Raw genomic sequence first — 15,923 nt, forward strand, 5'->3', positions numbered from 1 at the left:
GTCTTGCTCTGTCTGGTCGAACGCCCGTCCGGCACGACCACGGTTTCACCACCGCCGGTCTCATCACACGGTAACGAGCTCGCCCACGATCCTACTAACGCCTCGGACGTGCTCCGCGCGGAACGCGAAGATCGACAATCGCGTACCGTCAATTCCACCTCTCACCTCAACCGTGACCTTTTCGTGACAACCGCATCGATGTCCGCGCTGTCTACCCGATAAAGGAAGAACACCGTTGTGGAGGGGGAAGAAGTGAGCCCGATGCTCGCGGGAATTCTCGTGGTGCTGATGCTCATCGTCTGCGTCTGTTTCGAGGTGTGCATGGTGCCACACGCGCGCGAGGAGAACGCGATCTCGGACCATGAGCGCGATGACGACCGTCCGGGCAGGTACGACACCGTCGAGGGTGAACCGTCCCTGTCGTGAACGGCGGCGACATCTCGACCACGGGGCCGGCGAAAAGGCGGAGGACGAGGAGCACGTCCGCCCATTCCGCGGGAAGACCCTTCAAACGATCATCAAGGAAGACCACGCCGTCGGGTGACACCGTGCGAGCCGTACCCAGACGAGATCACCGGATACTAATGTCTGGCGCATGACAGACCACCTGCTGCTCTGGTTGCACATCGGTTTCGCGATCTTCGCCCTGGGGCCGATCACCGCCGCCACGATGTCGACTCCCAGATTCATCCGCACCAAGAACGTCGATGTCCTGCGTTATCTCCACAAGACCACGCGCATCTACGGTTTCGCGTCCGTCGGTGTCTTCCTGTTCGGGGCGCTGCTGGGCCGCGAATTCCTTGGAAGGCCGTATCTGTCGGTATCCATGACGCTTTTCATCGTCGCCGCGGTGCTGCTGGTCATGGTGGAGCGGGACCAGCGCACCGCCATCCGGGTCCTCACCAATGAGAGCCCGGACGACGACGCCAAGGTGCAGGTCGGCCGGATCGCCGCCCTCTCCGGCGTGATCGTGCTGATCTGGATGGTCATCCTGGTGCTGATGGTCTGGGGAAGCCCGGCCTGAGCCCGCGTTTTCCCACCGCGCCCCTTTCTTGGCCGCAGCCGTTTCCTGGCCACGGCCGCTTCCCTGCCGCGCCCGTTTCCGGGCCACGGCTGCCCCCTGCCGCGCCCGTTTCCGAACCCGGTGGCCGCCGCCTGCCCGGCGCCGGTTCCCGGCCGGGCGCCCGCACCCGGTCCGGCACCCGATCCCGGCCGGACGCCCGTTCCCGGCCCAGGATCCGGCTCCTGGACCGGCGCCCGCTCCTAGCCCAGCGCCTGGCTGAGGTCGGCCAGCAGGTCGTCGATCGACTCGATGCCGACCGACAGGCGCACCAGGTCGCCGGGCACCTCCAGCGGCGAGCCCGCCACCGAGGCGTGGGTCATCAGACCGGGGTGCTCGATCAGCGACTCCACGCCGCCGAGCGACTCGCCCAGGGTGAACAGCTTGGTCCTGTTGCACAGCTCGACGGCCTCGGCCTCGCCTCCGGCCATCCGGAAGGAGACCATGCCGCCGAAACGCCTCATCTGCTTGGCCGCCACCTCGTGCCCCGGGTGGTCGGCCAGGCCCGGGTAGAGCACCGAGGACACCCGAGGATGGGCGAGCAGCAGGTCCACCACCCGTTCGGCGTTCTCGCAGTGGCGGTCCATCCGCACCCCGAGTGTCTTGAGACCGCGTAGCGTCAGCCAGGCGTCGAACGGCCCGGCCACCGCGCCCATCGCGTTCTGGTGGTAGGCGAGCTCCTCGCCCACTCCGGCGTCCCGCGCGACGAGCGCGCCGCCGACCACGTCTGAGTGGCCGCCCACGTACTTGGTGGTGGAGTGCACGACGATGTCCGCGCCCAGCGCGATCGGCTGCTGCAGGTACGGGGAGGCGAAGGTGTTGTCCACCACCAGCAGCGCGCCGCACTCGGTCGCGAGCTGGGCGAGTGCCGCGATGTCGGCGATGCCGAGCAGCGGGTTGGTGGGCGTCTCCACCCAAATGATCTTGGTCTTCTGGGTCACGGCGGCCGCCACCGCCGTCAGGTCGCCCAGCGGCGCCGGGTCGTAGTGCAGCCCCCAGCGCTCGTGGACCTTCGCGAACAGACGGTAGGTGCCGCCGTAGGCGTCGTTCGGGATGATCACGTGATCGCCCGGCCTGCAGATCGCCCGGAGCACCGCGTCCTCGGCGGCCAGCCCCGAGGCGAAGGCCAGACCACGGCTGCCGCCCTCGACGGCGGCCATGGCCTCCTCCAGCGCGGTCCTGGTCGGGTTGGCGGACCGGCTGTACTCATATCCGGCGCGCAACCCGCCCACGCCGTCCTGCTTGTAGGTGGACACCGCGTAGATCGGCGGCACCACGGCCCCGGTGTAGGGGTCGGGTTCCTGACCTGCGTGGATGGCCAGCGTCTCGAATCCTTGGTTCATGGGGTCAACGTTACTCGCGGCGGCGGGTGCCTCAGGGCAGCCGAAACCACCACCTACGGCCCCGCCGCTATTCCGCGCGCTCCCCGCCGATCCGCGAGAGCAGGACCGGGTCGGCGAGCGTCAAGGCCGCACCGACCACGAGCCCGGCGAACAGGAGCACTATCCCGATGATGGTCATCTCTTTCCCCCTTCGACCTCTCAAGCATCGGCGACGAGTTCCCCGCGCCGCTTCCGCTGAAGGACCGGTTCCCCGGGGAACGATTCGGCCGAACGGCCGATATGACCACTCCTCCGCGAGGCTTAGGCTCGGGGACCGTGGGAGAGACGAACCGGCTGATCTACTGGGTCAAAAGACTCAGCGAGATCGCTTTGATCGGTTGGCTCGTCCTGCTCCTGCTGATCGACGTGATGGTGGTCTCGGCCATCATGTCGTCGAGGGGCGGCCTCAACCCGGCGATGCTGCTGAGCCCCGTGTGCGGCCTGGTGGGCGTCGTGGCGGTGGCGCGACGCCGCCGCCGGCGGGTCGGCGGGCTCGTCACCCTGCTGACGGTGTCGTTCCTGTCGTCCCTGATCATCGGGATCACCGACGGCGACGGCAGTCCCGGCGTGGCCGAGATCGGGTCGCTGCTGGTCCTCACCGTCGGCGGGCTGCGCGCGATCGAGCCGGTGCGGCGGGCCGCGCTGTTCTCCCTGGCGACGATGATCGTGCTCGAAACCTCCTCCGTCCGCCTGAACTTCATGAGCGGGGAACCGGCGACGGCCTCGGGCTTCCTGCTCTTCGTCTGCTGGTCCTGCGCCGCCGGTATCGGCGCCTACCTCCGCTTCCAGCTGGAGCGCCGCAGGGAGGCCGTCGACACGGTACGGCGGTCCGAACGCCTGGAGCTGGCCAGGGAGCTGCACGACCTGGTCGCCCACCACATCACCGGGATCGTGGTGCAGGCCCAGGCCGCCAAGGTCGTCGCCGAGCAGAAACCCGAGGCCGTGGTCCCCTCCCTGGAGGCGATCGCGAACGCGGGGGCCGACGCGCTCACCTCGATGCGCCGCCTGGTCAGCGTGCTGCGCGCGGAGGACGGGGCCGCCCGCTCACCGGGCAGCACGCTCATGGACATGCGCACGATGGTCGAGCGTTTCTCCGCCGCGGGCCCCCAGGTCACCTTCGACATCGGCCAGGGCATCGCCGAGGGCACCGTCGCCCCGGAGGTGATGACCACCCTCCACCGGGTCCTTCAGGAGTCGTTGACCAACGTCCGCAGGCACGCCCCCGGCACCGACTGGGTCGAGGCGGACCTGAAGCTCACCGACGGCTCCGACCTGCGCGCCTGGGCCGAGAGCGTACGCGTGAAGACGGGGAACGACCAGGACCCGCGGGCCCGGCGTACCGCCTCCGCCCCGGCGGGCCCCCCGCCTCGCGAAGGCGCCTCACCCACCGGGGGCGCCGTGCGGCTGCGGGTGCGCAACTACGGCTCGTTGGCCGACGTCAGGGTCGCCCGCCTCGGCGGCGGGTTCGGCCTGGTGGGCATGGCCGAGCGCGTCGAGGCTCTCGGCGGCCGTCTGCTGGCCGGCCCCACCCGCTCCGGGGCCTGGGAGGTGACGGCGGAGTTTCCCCTCTGACCCCGCCCTCCCCTGAAGAACGGGCTAGTGGCTGGCGAGGAAGGCGAGCAGGTCCTGCCGGGTGATCAGGCCGACGGGCTTGCCGTCGTCGAGGACGACCGCGGCGTCGGCCTTCTCCAGTGCCTCGACGGCGATGGAGACCGGCTCCCCCGCGCCGATCGTCGGCAGCGGCTGCGACATGTGGGCGGCCAGCGGGTCGGTCGGCCGCACCCGGCCCCGGTACAGGGCGTCGAGCAGATCGCGCTCCAGGATCGAGCCGACCACCTCGGCGGCCATGACCGGCGGCTCCTCCTTCATCACCGGAAGCTGCGACACCCCGTACTCGCGCATGATCGAGATGGCCGTGTCGACCGACTCGTGCGGGTGGGTGTGCACGAACTCCGGCATGCCGGAGCTCTTCTGGGTCAGCACGTCCTTGACCAGGCCCTCCTCACTGGAGGTGGTGAGGAAGCCGTAGTCGGCCATCCACTCGTCGTTGAAGATCTTCGACAGGTAACCACGTCCGCCGTCGGGCAGCAGCACCACGATCACGTCGTCCGGCCCGGCCCGCTCGGCCACGCGCAGCGCCGCGACCGTCGCCATCCCGCAGGAGCCGCCCACCAGCAGCGCCTCCTCACGGGCCAGGCGGCGGGTCATGGTGAAGGAGTCCTTGTCGGAGATCGCGATGACCTCGTCGCAGATCGTGGTGTCGTAGTTGGCCGGCCAGATGTCCTCGCCGACGCCCTCCACCAGGTACGGCCGCCCGGTGCCGCCTGAGTAGACGGAACCCTCGGGGTCGGCTCCGATGATCTTGACCCGGCCGCCGGAGACCTCCTTGAGGTAACGGCCGGTGCCGCTGATCGTGCCCCCGGTGCCGACGCCCGCCACGAAGTGGGTGATCCTGCCCTCCGTCTGGTCCCAGATCTCCGGCCCTGTGGAGTGGTAGTGGCTCTCGGTGTTGCGCGGGTTGGAGTACTGGTCGGGCTTCCAGGCGTTCGGCGTCTCCCTGGCCAGCCGGTCGGAGACCGAGTAGTAGGAGTCGGGGTGGTCGGGGGAGACCGCCGTCGGGCAGACCACGACCTCGGCACCGTAGGCGCGCAGAACCGAGATCTTGTCCTGGGCCACCTTGTCGGGCACCACGAACAGGCAGCGATATCCCCGCTGCTGGGCCACGATGGCGAGGCCGATCCCGGTGTTACCCGAGGTGGGCTCCACGATCGTGCCCCCGGGACGCAACTCTCCCGACTGCTCGGCGGCGTCGATCATCCGGACCGCGATGCGGTCCTTCACCGACCCTCCAGGGTTGAAATACTCCACCTTCGCCAGCACTTGGGCGGAAATGCCCTCTGTCACCTTGTTCAGTCGGACGAGAGGGGTGTTGCCCATCAGTTCGACAAGCGAGTCATGTACGCGCACCGGGATATCACCTCGAAATACCAAAGCTCGGTCGGCTTGTTGTCGTAATCGCCGCGATCCCCGTAGGGGTGGCAGGGACTCGGCTGTGTCACCAAAGGCAACGCTACCGCCCCGTACGGAGGGAGCGACGCCACGTGAGCTGGACACCGGGTACGGCGCGAGTCGCCCGCCGCGTCGCCGCGGCGGCCGCCCTGGGCGGAGGGGGCCTCACCGCGCTCGGCGCGGCGACCTACGGCCTGCTACTGGCCGAGGCGCTGGTGGCCCGCCGCACCGTCGGCCGCCCGCACGGCATGGAGGGACCGCCTTCGGACGGGGTGTACGGGGCCTTCGACGGCGAGCCCGTCAGGATGGTCATGCTCGGCGACTCCACCTCCGTCGGCCTGGGCACCTCGGAACCCGCGGAGACACCCGCCGTGCTGATCGCGAACGGGCTGGCCGTGATCGCCGAGCGGCCGGTGCGGCTCACCGTGACGGGCAGGTCGGGAGCGACCTCCGCGGAGCTGGGCGAGCAGGTGGACAAGGCGTTGAAGGCCAGGCCCGAGATCGCGGTCATCTTCATCGGGGCGAACGACGTCACCTCGCAGAGCAGGCCCGCCCACGCCGTACGGCACCTGCGCAAGGCGGTCGAACGGCTGCGGAAGGCGGGGGCGGAGGTGGTCGTGGGCACCTGCCCCGACCTGGGCACGGTCCGGCCGATCGCACAGCCTCTGCGCTGGGTGACGCGGCGATGGAGCCGCCAGCTCGCCGCCGCGCAGACCGTCGCCGTGGTCGAGGCGGGTGGGCGGACGGTGGCCTTCGCCGACCTGCTGGGGCCGGAGTTCGACACGAACCCCACGGAGATGTTCGGCCTTGATCGTTTTCACCCATCTACCCAAGGCTATCTCCAGATCGCTTACGCGGTGCTACCTTCCGTATGCAGTGCGTTGGAACTCTGGCCCGAGCCCCGGGTCCGGCGCACTGAGTCGATCTACCTCGCGGCGGCCAAGGCCGCGGAGGAGCCCGGCGCCGAGGTCTCCGCGACCCGTGTCGCCGGGCGAGCGACCGGACCTCACGGACGGTGGGTGACCATACTCGGCCGAAGGCCGTGGATGCGGCCCAACGACGCCTGAACACGGTCACCCTCCGCTGCGAAGCCGTAACGCCTCGCCCGCATTGGAGTGGAATACCCGTGATCCGGCCCCTCGCGAAACCGGCCCTGGTGCTCGCCGGAGCTTTGACCCTGGGCGGCTGCTCCGGCACTGAAGCGGCCACCCCCGACCATCCCACCTGGCACAACACCGAGGTGAACGCGGTCAGCCGCACCACCGCCGCCGGTGGCGTCGCCACGACGACCTCCATGAAGCCCGACGGCACGCTGGAGACGGTCGCCCTCGACCTCGCCACGGGCAGGAAGCTGTGGGCTCACCCCTCGACCATGGCGGGCCGCCTGCCGGGCATGGGGGTGCCCGCCCCCGCGATCGTCGAGACCTCCACCGGACAGACCGTCGCGGTGACGATCGACCCCGCCAGACGGGGCCGCTGGAAGGCCACGCTCGTCGGCCTGGACGCCAGGACCGGGGCCCGCAGGTGGCGTCGCCCGGTGCACTCCACCTTCGGCCCGCAGCGGTGCGGGGCGTTCGTGTGCGTGTCCGAGAACACCGCGCTCGCGAGCGCCCGCGTCGTCGTCCTCGATCCGGCCACCGGCAAGGCCATGTGGAAGATCCCCGGCATCGCCGAGGCCGAGTGGTCCGACGCCTCGCGCGTGGTGTTCCTCCGTCTGGCCCGCCACCCCGTGCTGGAGGCGCACGACCTCAAGACCGGCAAGGCCGTCTGGCGGCTCCCCGTCGAGCAGCCCCTCGGCGCCGGAGTCGACCTGTCGGGAGGCTGGTCCTTCGGCGCGACGGCGGGAAACCTCGTCGGATACGTCGCCCCCTACACCAATCCGAAGACGAGCAAGGTCTCCGCCTTCGGCCTGTTCTCCGTCAAGCTCTCCGACGGCACGGTCAACTGGATGCGCCCGTCGGTGGTCCGCGTCTATCCCAGCGGCAGTCCCGGCTTCGCCCCGGTGGTCCGCCCGGTCGACCAGGAGGGCCGGTACGGCGGGTTCGCCAGACTGGAGGCGGGGAGCGGCCGGGTGCTCGGCCAGATCTCCGCCGATCAGGTGCCCGAGGCGGGCTGGTGGCTCGCCTTCCCGCCTCGCATGGAGAAGGTCGGCTTCCTGCGGCACGGCGAGCCGGGTAGCGCCTTCGACCTTCCCACCGCCCGCGCGGCCGACGTCAAGGACGAGCGCGCCTGGTCCTTCTGCGTGACCGACCCCAAGCCGCTCGCGCTCAAGGGCCAGAACCCCGGTTTCTACTCGGTGGCCTCGCTGTGCGAGTACAGGCTGGCCGACGGCAAGCGGGTGTCCGGCTCGGGCGCCCCGCCCCTCTGGTTCACCGGCAGTCAGAACGGCTGGCGGATGTGGCGCGACGAGAAGGGCGCTCTGCACGGGATCAGGGACGGCGACGGCACCTCCCCCGGCATGTACGGCTGACATCCGGCCGTACCGCCGTCACCCGTCACCGACAGGGCGACCGGGCCCCTTCCTCCGGTCGGGAAGGGGCCTCGCGCTCCCCGTACAAAGTTCTGTTTCAACGCCCCTGGGCGCGGTTTTGGGCATACCGCGCGGTACGCTCCGCAGGAGGAGCAGACATCAACCCAGGAGAGCCACATGCCCGAGGCAGTCATCGTCGCGACCGCGCGCTCGCCCATCGGACGCGCCTTCAAGGGGTCCCTCAAGGACATCCGCCCCGACGACCTGACCGTACAGATCATCCAGGCCGCGCTCGCCAAGGTCCCCCAGCTCGACCCGACCACGATCGACGACCTCATGCTGGGCTGCGGCCTGCCGGGCGGCGAGCAGGGCTTCAACATGGGTCGTGTGGTCGCCACCCTGCTCGGCCTGGACGGCGTGCCGGGCACCACCGTGACCCGCTACTGCTCGTCCTCGCTGCAGACCACCCGGATGGCCCTGCACGCGATCAGGGCGGGCGAGGGGGACGTGTTCGTCTCCGCGGGCGTGGAGTGCGTCTCCCGCTTCGCCAAGGGCAGCTCGGACTCGCTGCCCGACACGACGAACCCGCTCTTCCTCGACGCCCAGGCCCGCTCGGCGAGTGCCGCGGAGGGCGGCAGGGGAGTCTGGCACGACCCGCGCGAGGACGGCCTGATGCCCGACGTCTACGTGGCGATGGGCCAGACGGCGGAGAACCTCGCCGGGCTGAAAGGCGTCTCCCGGCAGGAGCAGGACGAGTTCGGTGTCCGCTCCCAGAACCTGGCGGAGAAGGCCATCGCCAACGGCTTCTGGGAGAAGGACATCACCCCGGTCACCCTGCCCGACGGGACCGTGGTGAGCAAGGACGACGGCCCTCGGGCGGGGACCACCTACGAGGCGGTCTCGGCGCTCAAGCCGGTCTTCCGGCCCGACGGCACGGTCACCGCGGGCAACTGCTGCCCGCTGAACGACGGCGCCGCCGCCGTGATCGTGATGAGCGACACCCGAGCCGCCGAACTCGGCATCACCCCGCTCGCCCGGATCGTCTCCACCGGGGTGACCGGCCTGTCCCCCGAGATCATGGGCCTGGGCCCGGTCGAGGCCTCGAAGCAGGCCCTGGCCAGGGCGGGCATGGCCATCGGCGACGTGGACCTCGTCGAGATCAACGAGGCGTTCGCCGCCCAGGTCATCCCGTCCTACCAGGACCTGGGGATCGACATCGACCGGCTCAACGTCAACGGCGGCGCCATCGCGGTCGGGCACCCCTTCGGGATGACCGGCGCCCGCATCACCTCCACGCTGATCAACAGCCTCGCCTTCCACGACAGGTCGATCGGCCTGGAGACCATGTGCGTCGGCGGCGGTCAGGGCATGGCGATGGTCCTGGAACGCCTCAGCTGAACCCGGCCGGGCGCGGTGTCGTCGGGGCACCGCGTACCGGGGGATCTCCCGACGCGGGGCGCCCCGGCCGGGCGAGCGCGGCCGGGGTGTGTCCGGGACGCGGTCAGCCGTGCACGTCGGGGCCGGCTCGGGTGATCGCGATCCTCAGGATCACCCGCCGCTCCCGCTCCATCGCGGCCCGGTAGTCGTCCCAGTCCGGGTGCTCGCCGGAGATGTCACGGTAATAGCCGACCAGGAGATCCATCGCCTCGGGCAGGGAGACGATCTCCGCGACGCCGTCGATCTGGATCCACTCACCGAAGAAGGCGTCGGTCGTCACGCAGAGCGAGACCTGCGGATTCCTGCGGAGGTTGCGTACCTTCGCCGCCGTCTCCCTGGTGCTGACGATCGCGTTCCCCTCCGCGTCGAGCCCCACGGTGACCGGGGAGAGTTGCGGACGGCCGTCGGCGTGTGAGGTCAGCATGACCGCTCGGTGGTTGGCGCGGATGAACCCGCGCGCCTTGTCATGATCCATGACTCCATCATGACCCACGCCGAAGCCCGCACCACCGGAGCGGCGCGGGCTTCACGGAGATGGACGGCTTACAGGTGGCGGGTACGGCGGTGCCGCTCGTGCTCGTGCACGATGGCCGCGGCGTAGCCGTGGGTCAGCCCGTGCTCGTTGGCGAGCCAGGTGGCCCGCTCGTCACAGCGAAGGAACGACGGGCCGTTGTCGATGGCTTGAAACCACTCTGGGAGTGCACGTCCGGTGATGTCCGGAACCCTGGCGATCAGCTTGCTCTGCGTCTCCATCGAGTGGTTCAACGACATGGGCACCTCCACGGATAGGCTCCTTTGCTCGACAGTGCATCACGAAAGCCCAGATAGCAAGCCCTGAGATGCTCTCTTCCTTCGCGGTTCGTCCATCCCCCTTTGCCTTCCGTTCACTCGTCCGTCGCCGGAAAAACGAGAGGGCCCCGCCGGAACGCGTCCGGCGGGGCCCTCTCCGTGCTGTCGTCAGTCGCTACTCGAGAAGTAGCTCAGCAGGCGCAGGATCTCCAGGTAGATCCAGACCAGGGTGACGGTGAGGCCGAAGGCCATCAGCCACGAGTACTTCTCCGGGGCTCCGTTCCGCACGCCCTGCTCGACCTGGTCGAAGTCGAGGAGGAGGAAGAAGCAGCCGATGAGGATCGTGGCGATGCTGAACACGTAGGCCAGCGGGCCGCCCGACCGGATGCCGATGCCGTCCTCGATGAAGAACCCGGCGACCAGGTTGATGAGCATGAGACCCATCAGGCCCAGCCCGGCGGCCACGACGAACTTGGTGAACTTCGGCGTCACGCGGATGATGCGCAGCGAGTAAACGGTCAGCATGGCGGCGAAGGCCAGAGCCGTACCGACCACCGCCTGGAAGACGATGCCGCTGTACAGATCGTTGTAGACGTGGCTGATCACACCGACGGCGACACCGTAGGCGACCGAGTAGCCGAGGATCAGAACGGGGTTGGTGCTGGACTTGAACGAGATGACCAGGGCGAGGATCAGACCGACGATGACACCGGCGATCGCCGCGACCATGCCGAGGTTGAGCACCCAGGCGACCGCCGCCGAGACGACAAGCGTGCCAAGCGTGATGAAACCACGCACGACCACGTCGTCGATCGTCATCGTCCGCTGTGCGGGCGGCGCGTACGACGGCGTGTTGTACATGCCCTGAAGCTGGTCAGGGGTGGGGGTCGGCATGCCCCAACCTTGCTGCTGGCCCTTGGCCTGCCGACTGAATACGGGGTTCTTGCTCTCCATCGCTGCCTCCACGCTGCGACCTACGCGATCAGCGTATTAGATCGGTTGTCACACGGCCGTATCGTGCTGATATCCATGTTGTCCAGGCGACCGTACGGCTACCGCCGATGGTGCCAACGAACAGGTGGCGCCTTCGGTTCCCGGGCCTCACGTCTGTCTTGCCGCTCGCTCGTCGAAGAGCCGCTGCGACGCCTCGACCTCTTCGAGATTGCGGCGCGCCCACTCGCAGATGCCGGTCACGGCCACCGACAGGTCGCGCCCCATCCTGGTGAGCACGTACTCCACCGTGGGCGGCGAGGTCGGGTAGACGTTGCGCTCGACGATGCCGTCACGCTCCAGGGCCCGTAGCGTCCGGGTCAGCATGCGCTGGTTGATCCCCTCGATCCGCGCCTTGAGCCGGGAGAAGCGCTGGGCCTCGTGCCCCAGCGCCGCGATCACCAGCAGGGACCACTTGTCCCCGATATGACCGATCAACTGCCGGGCGACCCCGTTCGCCCCCAGCACGGACTCCAGGTTCGCCTCGCTACTCATGGTTACTATTTTATACCAGGGATACATCGAATCCCGGCCCTCGGCACTCTACGGAGAATGATCACAGTTATGTAACTCCAAAAGTTTTGCGAGCACATTTGGGAGGGGTACTCCCGACCGTTCGGCACGGGTCACACGGAGCCGGATAACACGAAAAGACCCGCGACCACGTTTTCACTGGTCGTGGGCCTTGTTCCGCAGATCATCATGAGTGCCCCCGGAGGGACTCGAACCCTCACTCGAACCCTTTTAAGGGGTTTGCCTCTGCCATTGGGCTACGGGGGCGCCGTAATCATACGTAACGGACCACTCATGCGTAACTGCTCAAGGCAACCGTCGCATCACTTCCGCTGAGAATCTTATGGATCGTCCCGCCTTCGGGGGACCCGGTCAAGGAATAGCACATCGCCGGGAACGGCGAACCCGGAGGTGGGCCTCGTCGGCCACCTCCGGGTTCGGGAGTTCCGTTCACTCTCCGGGTTCGGACGTCCGGTTCACACTCGGAGTCTGTTCGCCCTTCGGGCGTTCAGTTGCTCGCCGCGGCGCGGAACTCCGTGCGCGGTTCCTCGATCTCTCCGAGAGAGACGGTCTCGCGCTTGAAGAAGAGCGCCAGGGTCCAGTCGGCCGTCACCCGGACCTTGCGGTTGAAGGTGGGAACCCGCGACAGGTGGTAGGTGCGGTGCATGAACCACGCGGCGAGCCCGCGCAACTTGATCCCGTAGACGTTGGCGACCCCCTTGTGCAGGCCGAGCCCGGCGACGGAGCCGACGTACCTGTGCCGGTAGTCGACCAGCTCCTGCCCGCGCAGGCTCCGGGTGATGTTGTCCGCGAGGACCTTGGCCTGCCGTACGGCGTGCTGCGCGTTGGGCGCGCAGTACTGGCCGGGGTTGGTCAGGTCGGGCACCCCGGCCACGTCTCCCGCCGAGTAGGCGTCCTCGACGCCGACCACGGTGAGACGGGCGGTCGTCTTGATCCTGCCTCGCTCGTCGAGGGGCAGGTCTCCGGCGTTGACGACCGGGCTCGGCTTCACCCCGGCGGTCCACACGATGGTGGCCGACTCGAACTCGTCGCCGTCGGAGAGCTTGACCAGGCCGCCCTCGCAGGAATCGAGGCGGGTGTTCATCTTGACCTCGATGCCGCGCTCACGCAGCTGCTCGGCGGTCCACGCACCCATCTCGGGGCCCACCTCGGGGAGGATGCGGTCGGTGGCCTCGACGAGGATCCAGCGCATGTCCTCGCGGGAGATGTTGCGGTAGTAGCGGGTGGCGTCGACCGCCATGTCCTCCAGCTCGGCCAGCGCCTCGACGCCGGCGAAACCCCCGCCGACCACGACGAACGTCAGGGCACGCCTGCGCAGGGCCTCGTCGTCGTCGCTCTCGGCCCGGTCGAGGAGTTCGAGCACCCGGTTGCGCAGCGCGATCGCCTCGCCGACCGTCTTGAAACCGATCGCGGCGTCGGCCAGGCCGGGGATGGGGAGCGTACGGGAGATCGACCCGGCGGCCATCACCACGATGTCGTAGTCGATCTCGTGCGGGGTGCCGACGTTGGGGGCGAAGGTGACGGTCTTGGCCGCGTGGTTGACCTTGGAGACCTTGCCGTTGAGGATCGTCGCCTTCGAGAGCACGCGGCGGAGCGGGACGACGACGTGCCGGGGCGAGAGGTTTCCCGCGGCGGCCTCGGGGAGGAACGGCTGGTAGGTCATGTGGGATTCGGGGGTCAGGACGGTGATGCGCACGCTTCCATCGCGGAGCTCCCTGCGGAGGGTGTGCTGCAGGCGCAGCACGGTGTAGAGGCCGACATAGCCTCCACCCACGACCACGATGTGCTTGGAGTTGCGGTTCACTTCGACACTGTCCTTAGCTTCGAGGCTTGTGAAACCTTTCACAAGGATACGCTCACGCTTCCCGTCGCACCAGCCGCCCATCTGGCAAGCCGGCTCTAATTTCCGTCATCAGCTAGAAACATCACTCTTCTCAGCAGAATTCCGATCAATCTTCTCTTTGTGATCGACTTCACAAGCCCCGTAGCGCGTTCGCCCTGCTGAAGAGATCGTCGAGCATCTGTGCGGTCACCCTGCCGGTGAAGGTGTTCTGCTGACTGGGGTGATAGCAGCCGAGAAGGTGCGCGGGATTTCCCCGGGGAGAGGTGATCTCCACCTCGGCGCCGTGCCCGAAGGGCGGTCTCGGCCGCGGCAGGGCGTACCCGGCGTCCCTCAGCGCGGGCCAGATCGCCTGCCAGGCGAAGCCACCCAGCGCGACGACCACCCGTATCTCCGCCGAGACCAGGGCGACCTCGCGGGAGAGCCAGGGCAGGCAGGCGGCCCGCTCGGCGGGCTCGGGCTTGTTGGCGGGCGGTGCGCACCGGACCGCGGCCACCATCCGCGCGCCGACGAGCCGCTGGCCGTCGTCCGCGCGAAGGCTCGTCTCCTTTACGGCCAGGCCCGTCCGGTACAGCGAGGCGAACAGCCAGTCGCCGCTGCGGTCTCCGGTGAAGATCCTTCCGGTCCTGTTGCCGCCGTGCGCCGCCGGGGCGAGCCCGACGATGAGGACCTCGGGCCTCTCGTCACCCCATCCCGCGATGGGCCGGCCCCAGTAGGTCTCCTCCGCGAACGCCCGCCTTCGCACCGTCGCCACCTCCTCGCGCCACTCCACCAGGCGCGGGCAGGCCCGGCAGACCGACTGCGCGGCCGTGAGCTCCGCGAGGGTACGGCTCTCCCCCGCGAGTTTCCGCACTTCGGCGGAGTCGTGGGCGACGGGGGTGCCGGGCTGGGCGGGGTCACCGGGCCAGCCGGATCCGGGAGGAACGTAGCTCATGTCCTCGATGGTGCCCGACACGCGAGAGTGCCGGGTCCACGCTCGCGACGCCCGGCACGCGAGACCACCCGGTTCACGCCCTCACGGCGTCCGGCACGGGAGCACTCGACTCACGCCCGCACGGGAGCGCCCGGCCCGCCTCCCGCCTCGGGGAAGCCGGAAGACGGCGCGGGAAACGAGAAGCGGCGCCCGCTGGGTGCGGGCGCCGCCTGTTTCACTCGGGACACGGCCCGGCGTCAGCCGCCGGGCGCGCTACCCCGACCTACCGTGTCCTCGACGTTCTCAGCCAGCGGTCTCGGTGACGGTCGGGGTGGGAGTGGGAGTGGGGGTGGGGGTCACGGTCGGCGTCGGCGTCGGGGTCGGCTTCGGCGGGTGCTTGCAGAAGACCTTGCCGACCGCGGTGCCGGTGGTCGGGCCACCGTAGATCTCGATCGCACGCTTGGACTCACCGGAGGCAGAGGCGGTCCAGCTGTCGGACACGCTCTGGCTCTGCGAGCCGTAGCCGCTGAAGTGGGCGTACTTCCAGTCGCCCGCCACACCGTCGCTGATCCAGCGGTACTTCACGGTGGTACGGCCGCTCGCGCCGATCGTGCCGGTGAAGGTGCGGGTCGTCGGGCAGGTGCCCGCGTAGAAGGACGGACCGTCCACGGACGCCCAGACCTTCGGCGACGTGTCCTTGCACCAGATCTTGAAGTGGACGCGGTTGGAGGACGCCTTCACCGGGCCGACGACCTGCAGCACGGCCCAGCCCCTGAAGTTCTCACCGGGCTTGATCACGTGGACGACCTTGCGCGAGCCGTTGACGCGCACGGTGTCACGGTCGACCACCTCGCCGTTGACGACCCAGCGGTAGTGCACCCAGCGGGTACCGGTCGCGGTGATGCGACCGATCAGGGCAGCCTGGCAGTTGCCCTCGTCGACCCACGCGTCGGCGTCGACGCGGCGAGGAACGACGACCTCTTCCTTGTCGCCGTTGGAGCCACAGGTGACCGAGAACTTGCCCTTCGCGGAGGTGGCGCCACGCGGGGACAGGACCTGAATGGCCTGCCAGCCCTTGACGTTGCCCTTGAAGGTGGCCTTCTCCTTGACCGTGAAGCTCTTGACGCCCTTGCCGCGGAAGGTGAAGGACTTCACCTTGCTCTTCGAGCCGTCACCGTGCAGCCACCGGTAGGCGACCGTGGTCTTGCTCTTGACGGCCTTCACCTTGATCTTCGAGGAGAAGGTAACGCCGACGGGGCACTCACCCTTGTACTTCGAGGGCGATGCCTTGGGGGTTCCGACAGAGACGGCCGGCTTCGGCTTGCCGGCGGCCGAGGCCACCGTACCCGCCTGGCTCGAACCACTGGCCGCCGCTGCGGGCGTGGCCAGCATGCCTACTGCCATCGTCGCCAGCATGGCCGCGCTGGCTCCTGCTGCGGCTAGCTTGGTGGCTAGTCCGGACTTCATGAGGGGATGCTCCGTTCGTTGGGAAGCAAGAT

The 15,923-nt window shown here is 68.9% G+C and carries 15 protein-coding genes and 1 tRNA gene; 6 read left to right on the forward strand and 10 right to left on the reverse strand.

Annotated elements, in window-relative coordinates; genetic code table 11:
• The first annotated feature begins 252 nt into the window (after positions 1–252).
• Both ABT352_RS38460 and ABT352_RS38465 read left to right on the forward strand, forming a co-directional pair.
• Positions 253–426: a hypothetical protein gene (locus tag ABT352_RS38460; RefSeq protein WP_350949983.1), complete on the forward strand. Its 174-nt coding sequence runs from the start codon at positions 253–255 to the stop codon at positions 424–426.
• A gap of 169 nt (positions 427–595) precedes the next feature.
• Positions 596–1,024, forward strand: a complete 429-nt coding sequence (locus ABT352_RS38465) for a hypothetical protein (protein WP_350949984.1) — start codon at positions 596–598, stop codon at positions 1,022–1,024.
• Between the two features lie 239 nt (positions 1,025–1,263).
• On the opposite strand, the gene ABT352_RS38470 is transcribed toward ABT352_RS38465, so the two are convergent.
• Positions 1,264–2,403 (reverse strand): cystathionine gamma-synthase, encoded by a 1,140-nt coding sequence (locus ABT352_RS38470; protein ID WP_350949985.1) that lies wholly within the window; start codon positions 2,401–2,403, stop codon positions 1,264–1,266.
• A gap of 315 nt (positions 2,404–2,718) precedes the next feature.
• Between ABT352_RS38470 and ABT352_RS38475 the strand changes: the two genes are divergently transcribed.
• Positions 2,719–4,014: a sensor histidine kinase gene (locus tag ABT352_RS38475; RefSeq protein WP_350949986.1), complete on the forward strand. Its 1,296-nt coding sequence runs from the start codon at positions 2,719–2,721 to the stop codon at positions 4,012–4,014.
• A 24-nt stretch (positions 4,015–4,038) separates the two neighbouring features.
• On the opposite strand, the gene ABT352_RS38480 is transcribed toward ABT352_RS38475, so the two are convergent.
• The gene (locus ABT352_RS38480) at positions 4,039–5,409 is read right to left on the reverse strand and encodes a cystathionine beta-synthase (RefSeq protein WP_350949987.1); all 1,371 of its coding nucleotides are present in this window, start codon (positions 5,407–5,409) and stop codon (positions 4,039–4,041) included.
• A gap of 134 nt (positions 5,410–5,543) precedes the next feature.
• Here ABT352_RS38480 and ABT352_RS38485 point away from each other — a divergent pair, with 134 nt between their 5' ends.
• The 3 genes from ABT352_RS38485 (at position 5,544) to ABT352_RS38495 (ending at position 9,319) form a co-directional block, all read left to right on the forward strand.
• On the forward strand, positions 5,544–6,518 hold the full coding sequence (locus tag ABT352_RS38485) for an SGNH/GDSL hydrolase family protein (RefSeq protein WP_350949988.1): 975 nt from the start codon (positions 5,544–5,546) through the stop codon (positions 6,516–6,518).
• A 59-nt stretch (positions 6,519–6,577) separates the two neighbouring features.
• A complete protein-coding gene (locus tag ABT352_RS38490) occupies positions 6,578–7,921 on the forward strand; it encodes an outer membrane protein assembly factor BamB family protein (protein WP_350949989.1) in 1,344 nt (447 codons plus the stop codon).
• 177 nt (positions 7,922–8,098) lie between these two features.
• The gene (locus tag ABT352_RS38495; RefSeq protein ID WP_350949990.1) at positions 8,099–9,319 is read left to right on the forward strand and encodes an acetyl-CoA C-acetyltransferase; all 1,221 of its coding nucleotides are present in this window, start codon (positions 8,099–8,101) and stop codon (positions 9,317–9,319) included.
• Between the two features lie 103 nt (positions 9,320–9,422).
• Here ABT352_RS38495 and ABT352_RS38500 read toward each other — a convergent pair whose 3' ends face one another.
• From ABT352_RS38500 to ABT352_RS38535, 8 genes are all read right to left on the reverse strand, one after another.
• Positions 9,423–9,833: a PPOX class F420-dependent oxidoreductase gene (locus ABT352_RS38500; RefSeq protein ID WP_350949991.1), complete on the reverse strand. Its 411-nt coding sequence runs from the start codon at positions 9,831–9,833 to the stop codon at positions 9,423–9,425.
• A 68-nt stretch (positions 9,834–9,901) separates the two neighbouring features.
• Complete coding sequence (locus ABT352_RS38505) at positions 9,902–10,129, reverse strand: DUF4287 domain-containing protein (RefSeq protein WP_350950018.1); 228 nt, start codon at positions 10,127–10,129, stop codon at positions 9,902–9,904.
• Between the two features lie 186 nt (positions 10,130–10,315).
• On the reverse strand, positions 10,316–11,101 hold the full coding sequence (locus tag ABT352_RS38510) for a Bax inhibitor-1/YccA family protein (protein WP_350949992.1): 786 nt from the start codon (positions 11,099–11,101) through the stop codon (positions 10,316–10,318).
• Positions 11,102–11,248: 147 nt separating this feature from the next.
• Positions 11,249–11,632, reverse strand: coding sequence for a winged helix-turn-helix transcriptional regulator (locus ABT352_RS38515; RefSeq protein ID WP_350949993.1), 384 nt, complete (start codon positions 11,630–11,632; stop codon positions 11,249–11,251).
• Positions 11,633–11,844: 212 nt separating this feature from the next.
• A tRNA-Leu gene (locus ABT352_RS38520) sits at positions 11,845–11,917 on the reverse strand.
• A gap of 241 nt (positions 11,918–12,158) precedes the next feature.
• Positions 12,159–13,475, reverse strand: a complete 1,317-nt coding sequence (locus ABT352_RS38525; RefSeq protein ID WP_350949994.1) for an NAD(P)/FAD-dependent oxidoreductase — start codon at positions 13,473–13,475, stop codon at positions 12,159–12,161.
• Positions 13,476–13,644: 169 nt separating this feature from the next.
• The gene (locus ABT352_RS38530; RefSeq protein ID WP_350949995.1) at positions 13,645–14,445 is read right to left on the reverse strand and encodes a uracil-DNA glycosylase; all 801 of its coding nucleotides are present in this window, start codon (positions 14,443–14,445) and stop codon (positions 13,645–13,647) included.
• Between the two features lie 282 nt (positions 14,446–14,727).
• Positions 14,728–15,891 (reverse strand): hypothetical protein, encoded by a 1,164-nt coding sequence (locus tag ABT352_RS38535; protein WP_350949996.1) that lies wholly within the window; start codon positions 15,889–15,891, stop codon positions 14,728–14,730.
• Positions 15,892–15,923: the final 32 nt, after the last annotated feature.

This window comes from Streptosporangium sp. NPDC000563 (assembly GCF_040299985.1).
Classification (GTDB): domain Bacteria; phylum Actinomycetota; class Actinomycetes; order Streptosporangiales; family Streptosporangiaceae; genus Streptosporangium.

Bases quoted from the DNA above. Each gene is read 5' to 3' on its own strand.
- ABT352_RS38465 (WP_350949984.1), top strand. From the start codon at position 596: ATGACAGACCACCTGCTGCTCTGGTTGCACATCGGTTTCGCGATCTTC.
- ABT352_RS38470 (WP_350949985.1), bottom strand. From the start codon at position 2,403: ATGAACCAAGGATTCGAGACGCTGGCCATCCACGCAGGTCAGGAACCC.
- ABT352_RS38495 (WP_350949990.1), top strand. From the start codon at position 8,099: ATGCCCGAGGCAGTCATCGTCGCGACCGCGCGCTCGCCCATCGGACGC.
- ABT352_RS38500 (WP_350949991.1), bottom strand. From the start codon at position 9,833: ATGGATCATGACAAGGCGCGCGGGTTCATCCGCGCCAACCACCGAGCG.
- ABT352_RS38505 (WP_350950018.1), bottom strand. From the start codon at position 10,129: ATGTCGTTGAACCACTCGATGGAGACGCAGAGCAAGCTGATCGCCAGG.
- ABT352_RS38510 (WP_350949992.1), bottom strand. From the start codon at position 11,101: ATGGAGAGCAAGAACCCCGTATTCAGTCGGCAGGCCAAGGGCCAGCAG.
- ABT352_RS38515 (WP_350949993.1), bottom strand. From the start codon at position 11,632: ATGAGTAGCGAGGCGAACCTGGAGTCCGTGCTGGGGGCGAACGGGGTC.
- ABT352_RS38530 (WP_350949995.1), bottom strand. From the start codon at position 14,445: ATGAGCTACGTTCCTCCCGGATCCGGCTGGCCCGGTGACCCCGCCCAG.
- ABT352_RS38535 (WP_350949996.1), bottom strand. From the start codon at position 15,891: ATGAAGTCCGGACTAGCCACCAAGCTAGCCGCAGCAGGAGCCAGCGCG.